Source organism: Desulfovibrio psychrotolerans (assembly GCF_013340305.1).
GTDB lineage: Bacteria > Desulfobacterota > Desulfovibrionia > Desulfovibrionales > Desulfovibrionaceae > Halodesulfovibrio > Halodesulfovibrio psychrotolerans.
Map to the genome: position 1 here is coordinate 13,171 of NZ_BLVP01000033.1, position 22,658 is coordinate 35,828.

The window sequence follows — 22,658 nt, forward strand, 5'->3', positions numbered from 1 at the left end:
GGCGGTTACCATGTTGCAATATGCCTATTATCCCGGATGCTCCGGCCTGAGCTCCTCGATAGAGTACGATGTTTCCACCCGCGCCCTCTGCAAATCGCTGGGCGTGGAACTGGTGGATATTCCGGACTGGAACTGCTGCGGCTCCACCCCCGCACATGCCAGCGATCACCTGCTTTCTGCCAGTCTTGTGGCGCGCAACCTCGCCATTGCCGAATCCATGGGCGTGGCGGGCATAATAACCCCGTGCCCGAGCTGCCTGAAGAATCTGAAAACCACCAGCCTGCGCATGCAGCGCAAGAGTTTTCATGAAAAGGTGGAAAGCATTGTGGAACGCCCCGTGCGCGCCGACCTTCCCATCCGCTCTGTCCTGCAGACCGTGCTGGAACAGTGCGAGCCGGAAGCCATTGCAAAGCACGTCTCCAAGCCGCTCAAGGGCTTGAAGGTCGTCCCCTATTACGGCTGCATCATGAACCGCCCGCCGGATGTCATGACCTTTGATGATCCGGAAAACCCCACCAGCCTCGACAGGCTCATGAGCGCACTCGGTGCCGAGGTGCTGCCCTTCCCCCACAAGGTGGATTGCTGCGGTGCTTCCCTCGGGCTTATCCGGCGCGAGCTGGTCACCCGTCTTTCCGGCCGCATTCTGGATACGGCGGCGGCGCTGGGTGCGGATGCCATCGTCACCGCCTGCCCCATGTGCCAGATGAATCTCGACATGCGGCAGGGCCAGATAAACAGGGCCAACGGCACCCGCCACAGCATGCCCGTCTTTTATTACACGCAGCTTGCGGGTCTTGCGCTCGGGCAGAGCGAATCCTGCCTGTGCATGGACAAACTCTGCGTCAGCCCCTCCCGCGCCCTGAGCCAGATGGGAACACCTGCCCAAGAGGAGCGTGCACGATGAATATCGGCGTTTTTGTGTGCCACTGCGGCTCCAACATCGCGGGCACGGTGGATACGGAACAGGTTGCAGCGGCGGCCCGCCGCTTTCCCGACGTAGCCTTTGCCACAGACACCATGTACGCCTGTTCGGAACCCGGTCAGGCGGGCATCATACAGGCCATCCATGAATACGGGCTGGACGGCATAGTCGTCGCCTCCTGCACGCCCCGCATGCACGAGGCAACCTTCCGCAAAACGCTGGAGCGTGCGGGAATCAACAAATATCTCTTTGAAATGGCCAACATACGCGAGCACGTCTCGTGGATCGGCAAAGACAAAAAGGCCAACACAAACAAAGCCACAGACCTCGTCCAGATGGCCGTTGCCAAGCTGCGCAACAACAGCGAGCTGCACGCGGGCGAGTTCGAGATCAACAAGCGCGTCATGGTCATCGGCGGCGGCGTGGCGGGCATTCAGGCTGCGCTGGACTGCGCAGACGGCGGGCTGCAAGTCATTCTGGTAGAGCGCGAATCCACCATCGGCGGCAAAATGGCCAAGCTGGACAAAACCTTCCCCACGGTGGACTGTTCCAGCTGTATCCTCGGCCCCCGCATGGTGGATGTGGCCCAGCATCCCAACATCACGCTGTACGCCATGTCCGAAGTGGAAAGCGTGAACGGTTTCGTGGGCAATTTCGATGTCAGCATCCGCAAAAAGGCCACGTATGTGGATTGGGATGCCTGCACCGGCTGCGGCCAGTGCATGGAAAAATGCCCCAGCAAAAAGGCAGAGGACCGTTTCAATGAAGGCGTGGGCACCACCACGGCCATCAATATCCCCTTCCCGCAGGCCATTCCCAAAAAAGCCGTCATAGATCCCCAGGCGTGCATCATGCTCACCAAGGGCAAATGCGGCGCATGCGCCAAACTGTGCCCCACTCAGGCCATCCGCTTTGAACAACGGGACGAGCTCGTGCAGGAGCAGGTGGGTGCCATCATCGCAGCCACGGGCTACGACCTGTTCGACCACACCCTGTACGGCGAATACGGCGGGGGAAGGTATCCGGACGTAATCACGTCCATTCAGTATGAGCGCCTGCTCTCGGCATCCGGTCCCACGGGCGGGCATATCAAACGCCCTTCCGACGGGAAGGAACCGCGCAATATCGTGTTCATCCAGTGCGTGGGCTCGCGGGACCCATCCGTAAACCGCCCGTACTGTTCCGGCTTCTGCTGCATGTACACGGCAAAGCAGGCCATCCTGACCAAAGACCATATTCCGGATTCACAGTCCTATGTCTTCTATATGGACATCCGCTCCCCCGGAAAACTCTATGACGAGTTCACCAGACGCGCCATGGAGGAATACGGAGCCCGCTACATCCGCGGGCGTGTTTCCACCATTCAGCCCCGCAACGGCCACTACGTGGTCAAGGGGGCAGATACCATCATGGGTTCGCAGGTAGAGATTGATGCAGACCTTGTTGTGCTGGCTGTGGGCGCAGAGGCCGCCAAAGGTGCCGGTGCCCTCGCCGAGAAGCTGCGCATATCCTACGACGGGTATGGCTTCTTCATGGAAGGCCACCCCAAGCTCAAACCCGTAGAAACCAACACGGCAGGCGTCTATCTGGCCGGTTCCTGCCAGGGCCCCAAAGACATACCCGCCTCCGTGGCACAGGGCAGCGCGGCCGCCAGCAAAGTGCAGGCGCTGTTTTCCAAAGATAAGCTCGCCAGCGATCCGCAGGTTTCCGGCGTGGCCATGCAACGCTGCGTGGGCTGCGGCAAGTGTGAATCCACCTGCCCGTTCGGTGCCATCGAGATGACGGAATTCCGCGGCATGCCCAAAGCCTCCGTGGTGGAAACCGTGTGCCAGGGCTGCGGCGTGTGCGCCGTAACCTGCCCGCAGGGAGCCATTCAGCTCCAGCACTTTACCGATAACCAGATTCTTGCCGAGGTGAACGCCTTATGCCCGTACTAGAAGGAAAAGAACTGCGCATAGTGGGATTTCTCTGCAACTGGTGCTCCTACGGGGGCGCAGACACGGCAGGGGTGGGGCGTTTTGCCCAGCCCACAGACCTGCGCATCATCAAGCTTCCCTGCACGGGACGCGTGAATCCGCTCTTTGTGGTGCGTGCCTTTCTCAACGGCGCAGACGGCGTGCTGGTTTCCGGCTGTCATCCCGGCGACTGCCACTACACCGCGGGCAACTACTACGCCCGCAGGCGGCTGGAAGTGCTGCGCGAGCTGCTGGATGTCATGGGCATCAATCCGGAACGTTTCCACTACACGTGGGTTTCCGCCTCAGAAGGCCAGAAGTGGAAACAGGTGGTCAGCGACTTTACCGCGCGCATTCATGCCCTCGGCCCCGCCGCCACCTTCACAGGCTGTCCGGCCGTTACGGGGCAAATCGGCGCAGCCGTTGAAATCGGTGGAATCGGCGAAACCGGTGAAACCGGCATGAAGGCCGCAGGCTAAAGGATACGATCATGACACAACATACACAGGAACTCCGCAAACTCATTGCGCAGGAACTGCCGAATCTGGATGTGGTTCTGGCATGGACGCACGGTCATAATTCCCTGACCAGCACGCCGTTGTTCATCACGACGCAGGAAGATCTGGAAAAGCTGGATTCCGGCCCCATGCACGTGCAGAACCTTGCCGCCTACCTGCCCTCACTCAAAGGGCGCAAGGTGGGCATTGTAACGCGCGGCTGCGACAGCCGCACCATCATCGAACTGCTGCAGGAAAAGCTGATTGAACGGAAAAACATCACCATCTTCGGCATTTCCTGTTCCGGTGCGGTAAACATCCGCGCGGTGCGCAGGGCCGTAAACGGCGAATCCGTCAGGTCCGTGCAGGCAGACGGCGACAGCATCACCGTAACCACAAACCACGGCACGCACACGCTGCGCATGCAGGATGTGCTGATGGACAAGTGCTACACATGCACCAACCAGACTCCAATCATCCACGATCATATGGTTATCGCACAGACCGCAGACCATGTACCCGGCGATGCGCCTCAGACAACGCTGGATGCGCTGGACAGCATGGAGCCGGGTGAGCGCTTCGCTTTCTGGGAAGAACACATGGACCGCTGTATCCGCTGCTATGCCTGCCGCAATGCCTGCCCCCTGTGCGTGTGCAAGGATAGCTGCGTGGCGCAGAGCCGCGACCCGCACTGGCTGGACCAGTCCGACACTCCGCGTGAAAAACTCATGTTTCAGGCCATCCACGCCCTGCATTCCGCAGGCCGCTGCACCGAGTGCGGCGAATGTGAACGCGCCTGCCCCATGGGCATTCCGGTGCTCGCCATGAAGCAGGCGCTGAACCGGCGGATCAAGCACCTGTTCGACTATCAGGCCGGTATGGATGCACAAAGCACTCCGCCGCTCTTCATGTTCCGCCAGCAGGAAGAGAACATCAAGGAGAGGGACGCACGATGACCACCGCACGCTTTCTCAAGGCTCGAGACATCGCACCGTGGCTGGAAGAACTCAGCACCGCGTATACCGTTCTGGCACCCGCACGGCACGGAGATACCGTTGTGTTCCGCGACTTCAATCCTGCAAACGGCATCGACATGGAGCATCTGTCCGCCACGCCCGCCAAAAAGGCCCTGCTGCCTCCCTGCGAAACTCTGTTTGAATACAAAACCACCAAGACCGAAGAGCCGCCCTACAAAACAGCCATAGAGCTGCACCCCACTCTGCCGGAAGGCAAGGTGCTGGTCTTCGGGGCACGCCCCTGCGACGCCCGCGCCATGCAGATATTCGACCGCGTGTATGACGGCAATCAAGCCAGAGACCCCTACTATACGGCCCGCCGCAATAACGCCACCATCGTCACCCTTGCCTGCGATCATCAGGAAGAAACCTGTTTCTGTGACCGTGTGGGCGGCAGCCCCGTGGATGCCACAGGGTCAGACGTGCTGCTCACCCCGCTGAAGGCGGGGTATGTGGCGGAGGCACTGACCGACAAAGGCGAGACTCTGCTGAACAGCACCACCTTCATGAAGGCGGACGGCCTGAAGCAGGAGGCGCTGAACGCCCGCCACAAGATGCTGGAGCAGGTGCCGGACCGTTCCTCATTCCTCGACATGGAGCGCAATCTGCTGTCGCTGTTCTCCGATCTCGGGTTCTGGGACAAAACAGCGCAAGCCTGCCTCAGTTGCGGGGCCTGCACCTACCTGTGTCCCACCTGCTATTGCTTCAACATCACGGACGAGTCGCACGGCGACTCCGGCAAGCGCATCCGCACGTGGGATAACTGCATGTCCAGCCAGTTCACGCTGGAAGGCAGCGGACACAATCCGCGCCCCACCAAGGCACACCGCATGCGCAACCGCATAGGCCACAAGTTCAGCTACTACCCGCAACTGCATGATAAAACGCTGGCCTGTGTGGGCTGCGGCAGATGCATATCCAACTGTCCGGTATCCTTCGACATACGCAACGCCGTCGCCTGTGCCATACAGCAGGCAGATGCAGCCCGGGAGCACGCCCATGACTAACAATCCGCCCAATGTGTATCTGCCGGATATGGCCACCATTGTGGAGGTAGTGCAGGAAACCCCTGCCATCAAAACCTTCCGTGTGGTCCTCAATAGCGAAGAGAGAATGCGGGCTTTCCATTTCGAGCCCGGTCAGGTGGGCCAGCTTTCGGTACTCGGTGTGGGCGAATCCACCTTCGTTATCAATTCCCCTCCCACCCGCAAGGAATTCCTGCAATTCAGCGTCATGAAGGTGGGCGAACTGACCGGACACCTGCACAAGCTTAAAGCGGGCGACCAGATCGGCGTGCGCGCCCCGCTGGGCAATCACTTTCCCTATGCGTCCATGAAAGGCAAAAACATCGTCTTCATCGGCGGCGGCATCGGCATGGCGCCCTTGCGCACGCTGCTGCTCTTCATGCTCGACAACCGCGCGGACTACGGCGACATCACCCTGCTGTACGGCGCGCGCAGTCCGCGAGACATGGCCTTCGGCTATGAGGTGGAAGAATGGTTGCAGCGTAACGACATGCGTACCGTGCTCACCGTGGATAACGGCACGCCGGAATGGCAGCACAAGGTGGGCCTTATTCCCAACGTGCTTAAGGAAATCAACCCCGGTCCGGAGAACACGGTGGCCGTCACCTGCGGCCCGCCCATCATGATCAAGTTCACGGTGCAGGCGCTGCAGGAACTCGGGTTTGATGACGAACAGGTTGTCACCACCCTTGAAAAACGCATGAAATGCGGTGTGGGAATATGTGGCCGCTGCAACATAGGCACCAGCTACGTGTGCAAGGACGGCCCCGTCTACACACTGGCGCAGCTTAAGCAACTCCCCGCAGAGATGTAGATATCCCGAACCTCCACTTCTTCCGCATGGGCGGCGTGTGCCACCCATGCGGAAGATGGTACCGGCTGACGGCCAGCTGCGCAGTTGCAGCCGGAGCAGAAGCGTATCAGGGCAGTTTTGATCGCAACGTGCGGTAACAGCAAGGAAGGAGAAACCATGAATACCATTCTTCGTGTGCGGTGCAACGGCACCGGAATGCCTACTCTGAGCACGCACCCCATCGGCACCTATGCCGGGCTGGGGGGCAGAGCCATGACCTCTAAAGTGATCTGCTCGGAAGTTCCTGCAGACTGCCACCCGCTGGGGCCTGAAAACAAACTTGTGTTCGCTCCCGGGCTCATGAGCGGCACGGCTGCCGCCACATCGGGGCGTCTGTCCGTGGGGTGCAAAAGCCCGCTCACCGGCACCATCAAGGAAGCCAACGCGGGCGGCACGGCAGCGCAGGCACTGGCCAAACTGGGGTATGCTGCGGTCATCTTCGAAGGCGAGGCCGGGGGCAACGCCCTGTATCGCCTTGTCATCGATGAAAAGGGGGCCAAGGTAGAACCGGCGGACGGCTACCGCATGCTTCCCAACTACGCCCTGCGCGACAAGGTGCAGGAAGAGTTCGGCGACAAGGTTTCGCTTATCAGCATCGGCACCGCCGGCGAAATGCGCATGTCCAACTCCACCATCGCGGTCACGGACCCCGAATTCCGCCCCACCAGGCACGCCGGACGCGGCGGTGTGGGAGCGGTCATGGGTTCCAAGGGCTTCAAGTGCATTATCGTGAATGCGGAAAACGCCTCCATCCGCAAGCCCGCACTGCCGGATGCCTTCAAAGCCGCCAACAAAAAGTTCGTTGAAGGGCTGAAAGGCCACCCTGTCACGGGTACCGGGCTGCCCGCATACGGCACCAATATTCTCACCAACATACTGAACGAGGCCGGGGGCTACCCCACGCGGAACTTCTCTACGGGCCGGTTCGACGGAGCGGGCAACATTTCCGGCGAGGCGCAGGCCGAACTGGAACGCACGCGCGGCGGCAATCCTACCCATGGTTGCCACAAGGGCTGCGTGATCAAGTGCTCCGGTGTCTATGTGGACAAGGAAGGCAACTTCCTGACCAAGCAGCCGGAGTATGAAACCGTGTGGTCGCATGGCGGCAACTGCGGTATCGACGATCTGGACGCCATCGCCATGATGGACCGTCTTGATGACGACTACGGGCTGGATACCATTGAAATGGGCGCCACCATCGGCGTTGCCATGGAAGCGGGCGTCATTCCCTTCGGCGACAAGGAAGGAGCCATCGATCTCATCCATCAGGTGGGCAAGGGAACACCGCTGGGCCGCATTCTCGGCGCGGGCACGGCTGTCACGGCCAAGTGCTACGGGCTGGAGCGCGCCCCCGTGGTCAAGAATCAGGCCATGCCCGCGTATGACCCGCGCGCGGTCAAGGGCATGGGCGTCACCTACGCAACCACCACGCAGGGTGCCGACCACACCGCAGGCTACGCTGTGGCCACCAACATCCTGAACGTGGGCGGGCACGTAAACCCTCTCGGCACCGAAGGACAGGCAGAGCTTTCCCGCAGCCTGCAGGTGGCCACCGCCGCGCTGGATGCCACGGGCTATTGCCTGTTCATAGCCTTTGCCATTCTTGATCAGGCAGAAACCTTTGACGCCATGGTAGACAGCATTAACGCCATGTACGGTCTTACCCTTACCGGCGGCGATGTTGTGGCCCTCGGGCAGGATATCCTGCGCATGGAACGCGACTTTAACAAGGCCGCGGGCTTCGGCCCTGCACACGACCGCCTGCCGCGCTACTTTACGCGCGAACCGCTTGCCCCGCACGGGGTTGTCTTTGACGTTCCGGAAGAAGAGCTGGATTCCGTATACAATTTCTAGCACGTCCTGCGGCCGGAGTTATAAGGCTCCGGCCGCTGTCCGGAAGGGAGTGTTTACGGCATGCCACGTCCTCCGCACGTTGCCCGGCACTCCTTTCCGGATTCCGCACGCAGCATTGCGTAAGGGGAATCAGCATGCTCTATGACGATGGCTTTCTGCACAACAGGGACCCCATCCAGATAGGCTGGCGCTACGGCACGCACGATGCGGGCGGCGCATCCATAACCCCTGCGGAACGGCAGTTCATGCAGCTGCCCCCGGAATTGCTGTTCGCCTCGGATTGTTTTCAGGCCATATATGCGCGCAAAAACCGCCAGCATGTCTGCCTTCACCCCCTTGTAACCGCCCTGCCGCAGTTCACGGTTCTGTATACGGGTGAACGTCTGGACCAGTTTGATCTGGACGTGCTGCTCGCCTGCCTGCGCATTACCCAGCGGGCTGTTCCGGTCAAGGGCATGGTCAGAATCTCGCTGCGCGAACTGGCGCAAAAGGTCTCACGCTCTGTGGGCAAAACGGTGCAGGCGCGCGTAAGAGCAAGCCTGCGCAGGCTGGAGGCAGGAACCCTGCATATCAGCGATGCCCGCTATGAATTTCTGTTCTCGTTTTTGCAGCAGGTTATGATCAGCAGGGAAAACGATCTCTGCCTTGTCGCCGTGCACCCCATGCTGCTGGACAGCATGAACGCCATTCCCCGTCTGAACCTGAAGATTCGGGACAGGGGTGCCCTTGCCGCAGACGGACTGCTGCGCTGGCTGCACGCCCTGTCACATTGCGGCAGCGAAATGTGCATCCCGCAGGCCATGCTTCCCGAACTCAGCGGCAGCCGCGCTCTGCCGCGCAGCAGGGTGGAAACAGCCATGGCAACCCTGGCGGATACCGGATGCCGCCATTACCTCGGGCTTACGGATACACAGGATCTCTTTCTCTGCCTGCGCTGAACAGGTCGTTTTCGGGCTGCATCGGGGTGAGAATTGGGGCAGTCCCTGATCGGCATATGAACGGCATATGATCGGAACCTGCCCGCACCGATCCGAACCGATCGGAACTTGCCCGATCCGAACCGAACCGGACCAAACCGGACCGGACCGAACCAAACTGGACTGGACTGGATTGGGCACAACGCAAAGGGAACCGCCGCAGAAATCCCGGCCGGCAACGTAAAGAGCCAAACCTTAGGGGCTGTGTTTTCCCTCCGGCTTGTGCGTGTGCATACTTTTCCATCGCCTTCACGCCCGGAGTCATCCACCCGCATGGTTGACTCAAAGTCCCGCCCAATGAACGCCTGCCCGCAATGCGGACAGGCGTTCACCTGTGCTCAGCATAAGAAATCGCGCAGCTACTGCACGGTCCCCTCATCATAATGGTAGAGCATCTTATCTTCCTGCGAGGCCCTGTCGTAGTCGGTCCACTGCAAGTCCGTCTGGCTCATAAGCCACTGGATAACCTCGCCCTGACTGCCCGGCCTGCCGGGATACTCCACAATCTTCGTGATTTCCTCATCAAAAAAGGTAAGTCTTACAGCTATTTTCATAACGCCCTCCATGAATTGTCACAGCCTGCGTTCTGCGTAAGGGCTGCACTTCGGTCAGCCATGCGGTCGGCTATTCGGCCTGCGCACGCTGCGGAACCGGAGTCCCCTCTACCGTAAAGCATAAGCACGGAAGTGATGGGCGCAATGATTGGTTTGGGCAAGCCCACAGGCCAATAGTGGAAGCAACAGACGCAGCCACACTCTTCTGGCTTACCGACCCGGGCAAGCGGAAGAACGTGCTGCGGAAGGAGGGGGAGTATCGGAATGCAAGCAGAGCACTCTCCATAACTCAGCATGACTCCAAACAAATCAGCCAGCTAGAAAAACAGCGATTCATATCGCATTTAACTAAACACAAAAAACTTACGGGCTTGGGAGTGCGAGGCTAGCAACAATCATTGGCTGTGTTGCCCTTTTCAAAGATGGCTTTCGGATCAAAGCACGTTTCCGCCGCCGGATGTCCAACCTTCATCAGCAGTGCACGGCCAAGCCCCAATCATCCCAACCACCTACCCCGAAAAGGCGATTCGGCTGCAATTGCAAACATTCAGCAGCACAAAAGCGGCTACGCCATTTAGCCTACCCGCTTGAACTCGCGTGGTGGCACTGCACGGGATTGAACCAATATCCTCTTGAATGCCACACATGGTTACACGCTGCCTCTTGATTCGGGGTTCTGCTCCGGCCCGTTGATGGCAAATTTGCGCAGGGCACGCACGTTCGATAGCCCCAGCTTGTTGACCATCCGTGTCAGATACGTCTCCACCGTCCTCGGGCTGATGCCAAGGCTTTCGGCAACCTCCATGTTGCTCACACCGCGCGCCATGGCCGAAAAGATGGCCCGTTCCTGATCGCTGAGCAGAAAGAGCGGGTCCGTTGCCGGAGCGCAAGCCGCTTCATCCAGACTCAATCCGGCGCGGGCACTCACAAAGCATTCACCGCGCAGCACGCCCTCTATCCCTTCCAGCAGCACCCCCGGCTCCTCACGCTTGGTCACATAGCCGTTCGCACCGCAGCGCAGCGCACGGTCTATGGTGCCGGGGTCTTCGTGCATGGAATAGACCAGGGTGCGGATACCGTGTTCGGCCAGATCGGCGAGCAGGTCAAGGCCGCTGCCGTCGGCCAATGAAAGGTCCAGCAGCGCAAGGTCAAAGGCGGCCCGTTCCAGACACCCCTTGGCTTCGGCGCAGGTTCCGGCCTCCACGCCGGGCGTGTAGCCGTTGGACTCCAACAGCAGGTTCAGCCCCTGCCGCACGGCGGGATGATCGTCGATGAGCAGAAAACGGAGATCGCCCGGGGTGCGGGACGGGTCAGCGGGAAGCATCAGGGAGTGTTCTCCTTGTGGCGGTGGGGGAGGCAAGCTTGTCGCACGGGGCTGCGCAGGTGACAACAGTGCCTCCCTGCGGTGCGTCCTCAATAGTCAGCTTGGCGTGGATAACATCGGCCCGGTGGGCCATAATGCCAAGGCCAAGCCCTCCCATCCGGGTGCCCTTCCGTGCGGAGGCCGTACGGCCTATGCCGTCGTCGCAAACGGTCAGGGTCACGCCGTCCTGGGCGGGGCAACGCAGCTTCACGCGGATTGTCTGTGCCTGTGCGTGTTTGGCCGCGTTGGTCAGTGCCTCCTGCGCAATGCGGTACAGCGTGCGCATGTTGGGATTGGTGCATTGCCCGCAGTACCGGCGCATTTCGAACCGTACGTTTATGCCCGTATCCTTGGCAATGCGCCGGGCCAGGTCGTCCAGCGAGGGGCCGGGCATGGCGGGGTCGTGTTCTACGGGCCAGAGACCGCGCGAGGTGCGGTAGGCGTCGTCGGTAGAGGCGTCCAGCAGGGCCACAAGGCTGGCCATGGTCGTGGCATCGTCCGTTCCGGCAAGCCGCTTGTTCAGGATGGATGCGCGCAGCCGGGCTCCGGTGAGTTTCTGGCACAGGCCGTCGTGCAGTTCGTGGCTTATGCGCCTGCGTTCATCCTCGCTGATGTTTATCACTTCCTGTTCAAGCCGGTTGCGCTCTTCCATCTCGGCCATGAGTGACCGGTTCTTGCGCTCCAGCTCCTCGGAGAGCTTTCCCACGGATATAAACGCATGGGTGAAGCGCTTGGCCAGGGCCAGCGATTGCGTAACAACCAGAAAGAGTATGCCGAATTGTATCAGGTAGGGCGTGTTGATGAGCTTGGCGTGAGAGAGTCCGTCGTTCAGGCTGGCGAGCAGGGATACCCCGCTGCCGAGCAGCAGCAACCCTGCTCCGCTCATTCCGCGCCGTGTGCAGACGAACAGGCGCACGACGTAATAGATGGCGCAGCCCAGCCCGACAAAAATGCTGAACGCGATGTATTGGGAGACGCGGTAGTCCGGCGCGGTCAACAGCAGCAGAAAGAATACCGCAAGGCGAAGGTCAACCAGATAGCGGATGGCGGGGTGGAAGACCTTCGGGTAGAGCGAGTAGTAAAACCGGAAGAGCATGGGAGCGCAGGCCATATAGAAAAACAGGGGGACGTATTCGGACCAAGGGGGCGGCAGGGCCGGAAGGAATCGGTTGATGGCCCAGAAAGACGTGTTGGAAGACATGCAGTAACACAGCATGCACAGGCAGAAACCGCTAAAGTATCCCGCCGAAACCTGCATCCGGTCCAGATGGAACAGGAAGAGGTGGTACAGCAGCGTAATCAGCAGGCAACCGGCGAAGAAATAAGAAAAGGTCCAGATTCTGTCGCGTTCGGCTTCCAGCGGGCCGGGCAGGGCAAGCCGCAGCCCCTCCGGCACGCCGCCGGCGCGGAAATGGTGGTTGGAAATCTGGAGCACGAGTTCCAGATCCTCCCCTTCAGGGGCGATGCGGGCCAGCACCAGCGATCGCAGAGGCGTCTCGCTGTCTGCATCCGTGCCCACAATGCCGCTGCCCGCCACGAGCTGCCCGTTGGCCCACAACCGGTAAGCCATGGGAATGTCAAAGAGCCGCAATGTAAGCGTGTCCGCCTCCGGCCAGAGGCGCAGCCGCAGCCGCAGGGTTGCCTGCCCTGTGCCGCCCAGCGTTTCACCATTTACGAGCATCCCCCTCCATGTGCCGGGCAGCGAAATCAGGCCCGACGGTGAAGGGGCGGTGCTTGCAGCAAAATCCTGCGGCGTCAGCAGGCGGTTCCAGTAGAATTCCCATGCACCGTCCAGCCGGGCGGGTCCCATGGTCGCCGGATCAAACCCGCGCAGATCCAGCACGCCGTTATCGGCCCGCAGGCCATCTGCCGCCGCCCTGTCGCTCGGCAGCAGGAGAAAGGCGGCCGCAAGCAGCAGCACCGCCACAAACGGCGGAACGGGGTGGAATGCCCGGCCCATCCGGAGCGGAAAGGAAGGGCGCGGTGTGTTTCTGTTCATCATAGGTCCGTGGGGGTGGAATGAGGCGCGCGCTCCATGCGACATGGCGGACCATATATGCGGCGGGGTGATCTTTCAACCCTCCCAACATGTTCCGGACAAACAGACCGGACTGACAGACCGGCACTCACAGATCGTCACAGGCAGGTCGTCACAAACAGACCATCATGGCAGTGCTGAGGGGCTCTGCCAAGAACCATGCGCAGCGAGCCCCCCGGTGCAAGGCCTCATCAGAACCGCAGAGTATTTCTGCGTTTAGAATTCGTACTTGAACTGCAAACTGCCGGTCAGGCCCTCACGCTTCCCAACAGAGTTTTGTACGCCAAGGTCAAAGGACACAGGCACCGATGCCGAAGGCGTGTACACGAGCCCCAGTTCACCGGTGCCGGTATCGCCACCCATGGACGGGGCCTTCATGGCATACCCGTTGGTGCTGGCGCGGGCCGTGCCGTCAAACTCCCGCTCATAGGCCGCGCCTATGTAGGGGGAGAGATATTCATTCACCATGTAGCTTACGCGCGAACCAAGACGCAGACGGCTGGAGTCCACATCCTTAAAGTCGATGGGGTCGCCGGTAGAGAGCGTCACGGAGTCGCCTTCCTGCCGTGTCCAGAAGTATTTGGCGTAGAGGTCAAGCGAGGCATCCTCCGCTATGTTCCACACATAGCCGGTTCCCAGATGCAGCCCGTAATACTTGGAGGAAGAATCGTATTCCGCGCTGCGCCCGGCGGCATTGCGCAGGTCAGAAGATTCGTATTCGTTGTACAGGCCGCCTCCCCTGCCCGAGGCTTCAACATAAATATGGCCGGGGCCGGTATTGGCTAAATCCATACGGCCAAGAATGCCGCCGCCAAGGTAACGGGTGTTGCCGTCTCCTTCCACCGAAGCGGCATTGCTGAACGAGTTGTAGGTAGAATACGAACCGTAGCCGTATTCAACAAACGGCCCCACTGTCAGGCGGCCGGACGGTGTATCGGCCCCCCACGACAGACCGGCCATCAGGGACACACTGTGCATATCCACATGCGAGCCGGTATTATGCCGCACGGAGCCACCGGAAAGCGCACCAAACCCGACGGGAGCACCGCCACCGCCCGCTCCTCCGGCCTTGGCCGCTGCAACGGCAGAATCCATGCCCTGCGCTGCGGCCACGTCCGCCCCCTGCATTACCGCGCCCATGCCGGAAACAAAACCTTCCGAAAGCGCCTTGCTCTGCTCGTTCACTGTGGGCGTGGTTCCGGCGGATACCGTGGCCAACAGCTTGTTGCTTTCGGTTGTGAGGTCAAAGTTGTATTTCAGGGTCACGCCCTGCATGCCGGTGCCGCTCGCACTGGAGTTGAGCCCGCTGTTCGTGACCAGCGTTCCGGCGTCAATGAGCGTTATGGTGTCACCGGCCTGCAGGGGCGAAGAGCTGCCCTCAATGCCCACATTAACGGTGGAAGACCGCCCCGAGCTGCCGGTCAGGTCTGCCGTGCCGGTCACTGTCAGCACCGTATCGCCTGCGGACACGGTGGAAGGCAGATAGAAGTTCAGATACTGAAAATTATAAACATCTTTGACTGTTAGTCCGGTGGTTTTTACATTCAGGCTATTGCCGCTGAAAGCATCAGTAACCCCATCGCCTGCCGCACCCCCGTAAAGCCTTGCGTTTGTCAAAACCGGGGAACCACTGATGGTCACAGTATTACCTGTGGCCTGTCCTGTACTCCCATCGGCCCACCCGCCGTAAACCCACCCGGAGACAGAACCACCACTGATGGTAACGGTATTGTTTATGGCATCTGCTCTGCCATATTTTGCAGTGACATACCCTCCGTAAACATCCCCGAAGACAGAGCCACCGTTGATGGTAACGGTATTGCCGGAGGCAGAATGTGTTCCCGGGAGATACATAGACGATACAAACCCGCCACCAATATTATTTAGGGAACCGTTGTTGAGGGTAACGCTATTGCCGGAAGCCGTGGCGGTAGCCGGTCCGGCCATGCCGCCCAAATAGGCAAAGCCACCAAATGCGGAACTCGCTGTCCCCCCGTTGATGGTCACCGTATTATCAGAAGCCGTCATTGACCAAGGGTTTACACTCCTGGCGTATCCACCATATATATCAAGATTAGTGTTACCCGCAAATGCAGATCCGATTGTTACTGTATTATCGCTTGATGATACGTTGCCACTGGTTTCATTTCCATTATGATACCCCCCGTATATTCCGAAATCTACAACGCCGCCATTGATATTAACGGTATTACCATATGAATAAATATTATTCTTATGTACTTCTATATTATTTGTTCCGCCCATGCTTATAGGCCCATCCAAAAATGGAGCATTTCCTATAACATCTTTATAATTTGAAGTGTAATTCACGGTAGCAGCAAGACTATGCTGCGGAAGCACAAGTACCAATCCAAGAGAAGCTACGGCAATACACAGCATAACAATACGAGGCAGTGACGACAAGTTTATGCCGTGCAATAACCCAGTCATCTTTCTGAAAAAATCCATTTCATGCTCCAGATACTTTCTTTGATTTCTCTATCTACACTTTCGGGTACATAGTGTACGCTTTGCATGCAGTTGAAGCGACACTGGCCAGTCAAGAAAAGCCTTTACCCGGATCTAGGCAGCCTCAGCCTGCGGCACGGTAATGTCGAGACAGGAAAAATAAGACGAACAACGCACCAGCCCGCCGATGGAACATGGACAATCAACGGAGCCTGTCCGGCATGACTAATTCCCCGGGATGCGCTGAAGGTCGACTCGCAGCCCTGTATCCCTGCGTGCATGGATAGTTTTGCAACCCTCTTAATCCATTCATCACTTTCCGTCTGTCCGGGAAAACACGTACAGAGGCAACTCGGCAGGTACGTTGAAAGATAGACTCCGCCGCATGTGCCGCTTGCCATTCCAAGAACTGCAGGACTCATCGTATGCAAATGGTCGTACGCTGCGGTCCGGTGCTGATAGAGCAAGTGGGGGGGGGGCTGAAGCCGAAGACGATGCTTTGCATGTCCCCGTATCTCGCACTCTTTCTTTTCATGAAGACTCTATGGCTTCCCGTACAATAATCAGTTTGACCAATTTTTTATCAGCCACAGCGACACATGCTGATGCACATGCCGATATTTAGATTGACACGCCGATAACCTTACAGTAACGGATGGGCGGGGGTAAACGCTCTGATCGACGCCTCGTGGGGACACACGAATTGGGGAGTCGGGATGAGAGTTGGATTGTTGTTGCCATGCAGTGTCATGGCGTTCTTGTTGTTTGTGTATTTTCCTGCCACGGTGCTTGCCGATCCGGCACAAGAGATTCTTCGCCAGCAGAATCAGATCATCCAGCAGGAAGAGCAGCGCCGCCAGCACCGCGAAAGCGAAATTCGGCAGCGCCGCGAGAATCCGCCTGAGCCGTTGCAGCTGCCTGAGCCTGCGCCAGCGCCCGTTACGGGAGAGGCTGCCGTATGCTTTGGTGTGCAGTCCATTGTGCTGGAGGGTGTAACGCTGCTTTCTGCCGCCGAGCAGGATGCGTTGCTTGCCCCGTACAGGGAGCAGTGCCTTTCGCTGGATGACATGCACGCCTTGGTGCGCGATATTACCAATGCCTACGTGGACAAAGGCTACGTTGCCGCACGTGCTTTTTTGCCGGAGCAGGATCTTTCCGGCGGAGTGCTGCACATTGCCGTTGTTGAAGGGTTTGTTGAAGGGCTGATCCTCAACGACGGATCGGGGCTGCAACAGAACCAGCTGCGTACTGCTTTTCCCGGTCTTGCGGGCTATCCGCTCAATCTGCGCGATCTGGAACAGGGGCTGGACCAGATGAACCGGCTGCCCTCCAACGATGCCCGCATGCGGCTGGAGCCGGGAGCAGCGCCGGGGGGAAGTGTTGTTCATATTGAAAACGCTCCGAAAAAACGCTGGCGGGTTGGGAGCGGGCTTGCCAACAACGGACAGGACACCACCGGGCGCGACCTCTACACCCTGTCTTTTGAAAAAGACAACCTCATCGGGCTGAACGACCAGTTCTCTTTCCACCACAGTGCGGACGCGCGCGCCATAGGCGGCACGTCACCGCGCAGTTCGAGCGTGTCCGGATACATGTCTGTGCCCTACGGCTACTGGACGGTATACGGCAGCCTCAGTTCCTACACATACGCCACCACCTTGCAGGGTCTGACCGGGCAATACACCTCGTCCGGCGAAACCGTTACCACTTCGCTGGGAGTGGACCGCGTGGTGCACCGCGATGCCGCGAGCAAGACCATTGCCGGGGTGTCTCTCACCAAGCGCGAAGTGGCCAACTTCATAGACGAAGTTAAGCTCAAGCTCAGCAGCTACGATCTGGCCACAGCCACGCTGCGTCTTCAGCATTCGCGGCGCGTGGGTCAGTCTGTTCTTTCGCTGGGTGCGGAATATCATCACGGAATGGCCACACTGGGTGCGGAGCGCAATCCTTATCATCTCAGCGGGATACCGGACACGGAATACGACAGGTACGTTGCCACGGCGTCTGCCTCTGTTCCTCTTACCCCCATTGCGCAAAGCCTTGCGCTGCGTTCTTCGCTCTACGCGCAGTACTCGCCCAGCACGCTCTACGGAGCGGAGCAGATATCCGTGGGCGGGCTCTACACGGTGCGCGGCTTTCACGATGAAAGCGTAAGCGCGAACATGGGCGGTTACATGCGCAACGAGCTGGGATGGGGAGCAGCCGTGCCGGAGTACATGGGCCTGAACAAGGCTTTTTCTGCTGTGCAGCCCTATCTGTTTTACGACGCGGGCTACGTGCCCCCCCTTACCGACCGCGAGCGCGACAGGGGCATGCTGCAGGGAACAGGCATAGGCGTCCGCCTGCAAGGGGATATCGCCTCGATTGAACTGATGACCGGCAAGCCCGTGGGCAGGCCCGCATCCATCCGCAGAGACCCGTGGACCACCTATGCATCCATCAAATTTACCTTCTAGCCGGTTGGTGAAAATGACCATCCGGCGCGTTGCCGCGCTGTGTTCAGCGATGCGCGTCTGCCTGAATCTGCTTTTCCGCAGGCAGGGGCTGGACATGCGGGCGCGGGATTGCACCACGTTTGAACGGCCCGCCCGGATGGCCTTTTCAGCCACCGGCTATCTCTTGTGACGCCTGAGAACACGGACTTTTCAATCAGACAGGAAACACTGCCATGATCATATCCGCACACACACCCCGTACGCCGCTTCTGGCCCTCTGCCATACGCTTCTGCTCGCGCTGCTCGTCTGCACGCTCATCCTTCCGTATCCCATTGCGGCAGCAGCCGCAGAGATAACGCCGGACCCTGCAGCACCGGCGGGGAATCGTCCCTCCATGGATGCCGCCTCCAACGGGGTGCCGGTGGTAAACATTGTGGCTCCTGTTTCCAGCGGGCTTTCCCACAACATGTTCCTTGATTTTAATGTCGGCACGCCCGGCGTTATCATCAACAACAGCAACACCCCCGGCATATCCAAGCTGGGTGGCGGGGTGATGGGCAATCCCAATTTCAGCGGCAGGCAGGCGAGCACCATTCTGAACGAGGTGACGAGCAACCGCCCCTCGTCCATTAACGGGTTTACGGAGATATTCGGCGGCAAGGCCGACTACATTCTCGCCAATCCCAACGGCGTGAGCATAAACGGCGGCGGCTTTATAAACACCTCCCGCGCGGTGATAACAACCGGAACCCCGCAGATTGCGGGCGGCACGCTGAACAGCATAGAGGTGCGCAGAGGCACCGTTGCCGTAGAGGGAGACGGGCTTAACGCACAGGGGGCGGATTCGTTTACCATTCTCAGCCGCGCAGCCACCGTTGCGGCAGACCTGCATGCCAAGCAGTTGAACATAATCGCGGGCCGGAACAGCTATGCTCCCGCCACGAAGACAGCCACGCCGCTTGCCGAAGACCCGGCAGACGGCCCCGCCCCCGTCATTGCGGTTGATTCTTCCGTTCTCGGCGGCATGTACGCCGACAGGATAGTGCTTGTGGCCAACGAAAAGGGCGTGGGGGTTAACCTGCAGGGCGCGGTTAATGCGGACCATATGACCCTGCATGCCGACGGCAGGCTGACCTTCAGGCAGGTTCAGGCAGACACGGCGGCGGACATAACCGCGGGCAGTGTGGACATAGCCGCGGGAAGCACGCTGGTATCCCGGAAGGATATAACAGTTCGGGCAGACACCATAGAAAACGCCGGACTGACCTACAGCGGCGGCAGCACCACCCTGCTGGCGGATTCCTCGCTCATCAACAGGGCAGGCAGCATTGTAGCCAAGGGCGACCTTACCCTTGGCGATGCCCAGACCACCGCGCCCGGCACCGTGAACGTGGCCATTACTAACGAGGGGGGGCTTGTTCAGTCGCTGGAGGGCGATGTTTCCATCTCTGCGGGCACGTTTCTGAACAAGATTGAACTGATCGACATTCAAAAGAAGCTGCTGAGCACACACCGTGTGCCGCGTTTTGATGGCAAGGATGCTGTTATCAGTTATATAGGAAAGACATGGGGGTCGCGCCCCGGCAATGCCCGTGGGCTTACCGAGACCACATACAAATATGAAGAATTTGTGGCGGATAAGTCGCCCACCCCGCAGGTTCTTGCAGGCGGCAACATGGTTGTGGATGCCGCCGTGATCACCAATGATCATGGCCTTATCGCCGCCAAGAAAGACATGGAACTGCGTGGGGGCACGTTGCAGAACAAGGGGTCTTCTGTCTCCTTCATCGAGCACACGGACCGCACGTACTACATTTACAAAGCGGGAAGCAGCGGCGGCAGCCCCTCCTATGCCACGCATGACGAGTATGAAACCATATCGTCCGTTCCGGCGGTTATTGCCGCAGGCGGTACGCTTACCGGCGACTTCACTGCCAGAATCGATAACGACACTATAAAGCATAATGCGGACTACGAAGGCGTTGTCTCGTCTTCCGACGGGCCGGGATTGCCCCCCGGTGAAGCAGGAGGACGTGTGGATACCGCCGTTGCGGGGGTGGGGTCGTTGTTTACAAAGGCTACTGCTCCGGGCAGGCAGTATGTGCTGGAGACCAACCCCCTCATTTCCAGCATGGGTACCTTTTTCGGCTCAGAGTATTTTCTCAGCCGCATGGGCTGGGATTTGGATGCTCACCATCAAGAGCTGCTCGGCGATGCCTTTTTTGAAACCCAGATGGTGCGGCAGCAGCTTGCTGAACTGAACGCCCGCAGTCTTACGGCTTCCTTCGATCAGCCGGACGCGGACATGATGATTGCCCTTATGGAAAACGCCCTTGCCGCTGGCACTTCGCTTAATCTTACGGTGGGCATTGAGCTTACGCATGAGCAGCTTGCCGCGCTGGATAAGGATATTGTCTGGCTGGTGGAGCAGGAATACGAGGGGCAGACCGTGCTTGTGCCCAAGGTATATCTTGCCGATGCCTCCCGCGCCACGGTGGTGGGCAACGGGGCCAGAATAGCCGCCAAGGACGTGCGCCTGCAAACGGCCAATCTTTCCAGCAGCGGGGACATAACCGGCACGGATGTGCGGATAACGGCAGACGAGGTGCAGAATCTGGGCGGCAGGCTGGAGGGCGCGGCCCTGCTGGTGGATGCTTCCGGCACCATTCTTAACCGGAGCGGGGCAATTCTCGGCACCGATGTGACCCTGAAGGCCGGGGCGGATGTCATTAGCGAAACGTCCAAGCGTACAGAGACCTTCAGGGCCGGTTCTGCAGAACAGCTTAATCAGGCGGCCACCATTGCCGCATCGGATTCTTTGTCCATTCAGGCCGGGAACAATATACGCATACATGCCGGGCAGCTTGCTGCGGGCGGCGATGCAACCCTTACCGCCGGGAAGGATGTGGAGATAGGTGCCGTGGGGCTGGGCGAAACCCTGCACACGGAAGAATGGCAGATGCAGCGCGTGCGCCAGAAGGGCAGCAACGTGGCCGTGGGGGGTGATTTGACAGTTGCGGCGGGGGGAGAAATTACCGTTGCGGGCAGCAGTATTCATGCCGGCAATGACATGGCTCTGGAGGCAGAGGGAAACATAGCCATAGTCGCCACGCAAGATGTGTATTCTTCACAAACCGAATATTCGAGCAAGAAAACCTTCTTCGGCGGTGGCGGCTCCACGCAGAAAAGTGAATTCTATGTGACCAACAACGCCGCAGAAGTGACCGCAGGCGGCAATGTTTCCATCAAGGCAGGCAGCGGAGCCACAGAGCAGGACGTGGCCATACTGGGCAGCGTTGTGGCCGCCAATGGCAATACCTATATTTCCGCAACGGGCGGTATTCTCATTGCGTCGGTGGAAGACATACGTGAGCAGCACAAAACATCTTCCAGCAAGGGATTTCTTTCTTCGTCCTCCAGCAAAAGCGACAGCCTGACTGTCTCGCAGGTGGGTAGTGCTGTTGCGGGCGAGAACGTTTCGCTTACCGCAAGGAAGGATGTGACCATTTCCGCCAGTGCTGTGATCGCAGACAGGGATATCACCGTACAAAGCCAAGAGGGTGACGTGCGCGTGCTGGCAGCGCAGGACAGACAGTATACCTATACGGAAACGAGCAAGTCTTCCGGCGGGCTGTGGGTGCATGGCGGCGGCATTGATGTTGCGCGGGCGACCGAAGCCATGAGCCGGTCTGCATCGGAGTCCAGTGTGGGTTCCATGCTTTCTGCGGGGAACGATATCACCGTGCAGGCTGCGAATGATGCCACAGTGGTGGGCTCGCAGCTTTCTGCCGGCAACGATATTGCCATAACCGCCGGAAGGGATGTGAATCTTGTTCCCGGTCGTGAATCTACCAAATCGGAAACACGCAGCAAAACCACTACAAGCGGCCTGAGCTGGAAGTTCAGCGAGGATGAGGTAAGCGTTGGCGGGGGCGTCCGGTCTGTGGAAAAGGGCGAGAGTCTGGAAGGAACGTATAATCAGGGGTCGGTAGTAAGCGCGGGGAATGATGTTGCCATAACGGCAAACCGTAATATCAATCAGGTTTCTTCGCATGTTGAAGCCGGAAATGATGTAACCATGGTGGCCGGTGAGAACATTCATATCGCCGCTGCGCAGGATGTGGAGGAGCTTGACCGATTCATCCGGGAGGCTGAGGTCGGAGTCAAGCTTGCCGCCAAGCAGAATGTGACCTCCACCGTGCGCCAGCTGGCAGATCTGCCTTCTTCCATGCAGGCGGGTAAGGGGAGCGCGGCGGCAAAAGGAATTACGGCGGTCAGTTCTGCCATACGTGCTGTATCCGCCGTGCAGGGAGCCTTGAGCACCTCTGCCAGCGCCTCTCTTACCGGCGGTCTCTCCGTTACCCAGACAAAGGAGCATACGGAGACAGAAACGCCTGTCACCTCGACCGTATATGCCGGTAACAATGTAGCCCTGAAGGCGGATGAGGATATCACCATTCAGGGTGCGCAGGTGTATGCGGGCAATGACGTAGCACTGGAAGCCGGGCGTGACTTGACCATAGAATCTGCCACCGGGGGCATGCGCTACAGCACAGACAGCGTGTCCGCATCTGCGGGTGGGGGCATAAAGGCCAATGTGGGAGCAAACGGTGTAGGCGCGGGGGCAAATGCCTATGCCTCGCTCAGCGGCTCGGGCAGTGACTATGAATCTACCTATCATCGCAATGCCGCTGTGGTG

At 59.2% G+C, this 22,658-nt stretch carries 14 protein-coding genes; 10 read left to right on the forward strand and 4 right to left on the reverse strand.

Features of this window, described 5'->3' with window-relative positions; all coding sequences use genetic code 11:
- Nucleotides 1-10 precede the first annotated feature (10 nt).
- The 8 genes from HUV26_RS13635 (at nucleotide 11) to HUV26_RS13670 (ending at nucleotide 9,060) form a co-directional block, all read left to right on the forward strand.
- On the forward strand, nucleotides 11-904 hold the full coding sequence (locus tag HUV26_RS13635) for a CoB--CoM heterodisulfide reductase iron-sulfur subunit B family protein (RefSeq protein ID WP_174410688.1): 894 nt from the start codon (nucleotides 11-13) through the stop codon (nucleotides 902-904).
- Nucleotides 901-2,859, forward strand: coding sequence for a CoB--CoM heterodisulfide reductase iron-sulfur subunit A family protein (locus HUV26_RS13640; protein ID WP_174410689.1), 1,959 nt, complete (start codon nucleotides 901-903; stop codon nucleotides 2,857-2,859). The genes HUV26_RS13635 and HUV26_RS13640 overlap by 4 nt, the downstream gene beginning before the upstream one ends.
- Nucleotides 2,847-3,356, forward strand: coding sequence for a hydrogenase iron-sulfur subunit (locus tag HUV26_RS13645; RefSeq protein ID WP_174410690.1), 510 nt, complete (start codon nucleotides 2,847-2,849; stop codon nucleotides 3,354-3,356). The genes HUV26_RS13640 and HUV26_RS13645 overlap by 13 nt, the downstream gene beginning before the upstream one ends.
- Nucleotides 3,357-3,367: 11 nt before the next feature.
- Nucleotides 3,368-4,330 (forward strand): 4Fe-4S dicluster domain-containing protein, encoded by a 963-nt coding sequence (locus HUV26_RS13650; RefSeq protein WP_174410691.1) that lies wholly within the window; start codon nucleotides 3,368-3,370, stop codon nucleotides 4,328-4,330.
- The gene (locus HUV26_RS13655; protein WP_174410692.1) at nucleotides 4,327-5,397 is read left to right on the forward strand and encodes a 4Fe-4S dicluster domain-containing protein; all 1,071 of its coding nucleotides are present in this window, start codon (nucleotides 4,327-4,329) and stop codon (nucleotides 5,395-5,397) included. The genes HUV26_RS13650 and HUV26_RS13655 overlap by 4 nt, the downstream gene beginning before the upstream one ends.
- Nucleotides 5,390-6,229, forward strand: a complete 840-nt coding sequence (locus HUV26_RS13660; RefSeq protein WP_174410693.1) for an FAD/NAD(P)-binding protein — start codon at nucleotides 5,390-5,392, stop codon at nucleotides 6,227-6,229. Before HUV26_RS13655 ends, HUV26_RS13660 begins: the two co-directional genes overlap by 8 nt.
- Before the next feature lie 156 nt (nucleotides 6,230-6,385).
- Nucleotides 6,386-8,122 carry an aldehyde ferredoxin oxidoreductase family protein gene (locus HUV26_RS13665; protein ID WP_174410694.1) on the forward strand — a complete coding sequence of 579 codons (1,737 nt, stop codon included), beginning with the start codon at nucleotides 6,386-6,388 and terminating at the stop codon, nucleotides 8,120-8,122.
- 134 nt (nucleotides 8,123-8,256) lie between these two features.
- Complete coding sequence (locus HUV26_RS13670; protein WP_174410695.1) at nucleotides 8,257-9,060, forward strand: hypothetical protein; 804 nt, start codon at nucleotides 8,257-8,259, stop codon at nucleotides 9,058-9,060.
- Between the two features lie 398 nt (nucleotides 9,061-9,458).
- Here HUV26_RS13670 and HUV26_RS13675 read toward each other — a convergent pair whose 3' ends face one another.
- The 4 genes from HUV26_RS13675 to HUV26_RS16860 all read right to left on the reverse strand — a co-directional run bounded on the left by HUV26_RS13675 (nucleotide 9,459) and on the right by HUV26_RS16860 (nucleotide 14,695).
- The gene (locus HUV26_RS13675) at nucleotides 9,459-9,653 is read right to left on the reverse strand and encodes a hypothetical protein (RefSeq protein WP_174410696.1); all 195 of its coding nucleotides are present in this window, start codon (nucleotides 9,651-9,653) and stop codon (nucleotides 9,459-9,461) included.
- Nucleotides 9,654-10,302: 649 nt separating this feature from the next.
- Complete coding sequence (locus HUV26_RS13680; RefSeq protein ID WP_174410697.1) at nucleotides 10,303-10,977, reverse strand: response regulator transcription factor; 675 nt, start codon at nucleotides 10,975-10,977, stop codon at nucleotides 10,303-10,305.
- Nucleotides 10,964-13,015 carry a sensor histidine kinase gene (locus HUV26_RS13685; protein WP_174410698.1) on the reverse strand — a complete coding sequence of 684 codons (2,052 nt, stop codon included), beginning with the start codon at nucleotides 13,013-13,015 and terminating at the stop codon, nucleotides 10,964-10,966. Before HUV26_RS13685 ends, HUV26_RS13680 begins: the two co-directional genes overlap by 14 nt.
- Nucleotides 13,016-13,270: 255 nt before the next feature.
- Entirely contained in the window at nucleotides 13,271-14,695 is a 1,425-nt protein-coding gene (locus HUV26_RS16860) for an autotransporter outer membrane beta-barrel domain-containing protein (RefSeq protein WP_243451401.1), read from the reverse strand.
- A 1,577-nt stretch (nucleotides 14,696-16,272) separates the two neighbouring features.
- Here HUV26_RS16860 and HUV26_RS13695 point away from each other — a divergent pair.
- Complete coding sequence (locus HUV26_RS13695) at nucleotides 16,273-17,979, forward strand: ShlB/FhaC/HecB family hemolysin secretion/activation protein (RefSeq protein WP_174410700.1); 1,707 nt, start codon at nucleotides 16,273-16,275, stop codon at nucleotides 17,977-17,979.
- 212 nt (nucleotides 17,980-18,191) lie between these two features.
- Nucleotides 18,192-22,658, forward strand: a 4,467-nt coding sequence (locus HUV26_RS13700) for a hemagglutinin repeat-containing protein (RefSeq protein ID WP_174410701.1), incomplete at its 3' end; no start/stop codon positions are given.

Excerpts from the sequence above, each read along its gene's own strand:
- HUV26_RS13635 (WP_174410688.1), top strand. The coding sequence starts at position 11 with ATGTTGCAATATGCCTATTATCCCGGATGCTCCGGCCTGAGCTCCTCG.
- HUV26_RS13640 (WP_174410689.1), top strand. The coding sequence starts at position 901 with ATGAATATCGGCGTTTTTGTGTGCCACTGCGGCTCCAACATCGCGGGC.
- HUV26_RS13645 (WP_174410690.1), top strand. The coding sequence starts at position 2,847 with ATGCCCGTACTAGAAGGAAAAGAACTGCGCATAGTGGGATTTCTCTGC.
- HUV26_RS13650 (WP_174410691.1), top strand. The coding sequence starts at position 3,368 with ATGACACAACATACACAGGAACTCCGCAAACTCATTGCGCAGGAACTG.
- HUV26_RS13655 (WP_174410692.1), top strand. The coding sequence starts at position 4,327 with ATGACCACCGCACGCTTTCTCAAGGCTCGAGACATCGCACCGTGGCTG.
- HUV26_RS13660 (WP_174410693.1), top strand. The coding sequence starts at position 5,390 with ATGACTAACAATCCGCCCAATGTGTATCTGCCGGATATGGCCACCATT.
- HUV26_RS13665 (WP_174410694.1), top strand. The coding sequence starts at position 6,386 with ATGAATACCATTCTTCGTGTGCGGTGCAACGGCACCGGAATGCCTACT.
- HUV26_RS13670 (WP_174410695.1), top strand. The coding sequence starts at position 8,257 with ATGCTCTATGACGATGGCTTTCTGCACAACAGGGACCCCATCCAGATA.
- HUV26_RS13675 (WP_174410696.1), bottom strand. The coding sequence starts at position 9,653 with ATGAAAATAGCTGTAAGACTTACCTTTTTTGATGAGGAAATCACGAAG.
- HUV26_RS13680 (WP_174410697.1), bottom strand. The coding sequence starts at position 10,977 with ATGCTTCCCGCTGACCCGTCCCGCACCCCGGGCGATCTCCGTTTTCTG.
- HUV26_RS13685 (WP_174410698.1), bottom strand. The coding sequence starts at position 13,015 with ATGAACAGAAACACACCGCGCCCTTCCTTTCCGCTCCGGATGGGCCGG.
- HUV26_RS13695 (WP_174410700.1), top strand. The coding sequence starts at position 16,273 with ATGGCGTTCTTGTTGTTTGTGTATTTTCCTGCCACGGTGCTTGCCGAT.